Raw genomic sequence first — 226 nt, 5'->3', positions numbered from 1 at the left:
GAAACCTCGACTTGGCCGGTCCTCGACCAGCCTGGCCAATGCCAAGATCAACTCCGCATCGCGCACGGTCCAGTCCAGTGGCGGCGCATACCAGGCCGCACGAGACAAACCCACGTAACCGCAGGACCGGCTCAGGGGGGAGCGCGTGCGCCTCGGTGAGGAAACGCACTGCTTCACGCTTCTGACCCGGCCCTACAGTTTTTTTTGCGATCAGGTCCTTCAATGC

Annotated in this window: 1 pseudogene; it reads right to left on the bottom strand. The window is 62.4% G+C overall.

Annotated features, from left to right (window positions below):
* Window positions 1–226 (bottom strand): annotated as a pseudogene (locus RRF55_RS28515) (IS3-like element ISXac4 family transposase); the annotation flags it as partial.

This window comes from Klebsiella sp. K47 (genome assembly GCF_051858335.1).
In the GTDB taxonomy this organism is placed as follows: domain Bacteria; phylum Pseudomonadota; class Gammaproteobacteria; order Enterobacterales; family Enterobacteriaceae; genus Klebsiella; species Klebsiella pneumoniae.
Note: the sequence above shows the minus strand (reverse complement) of the source record. Positions and strands in the feature narration are given on the sequence as shown.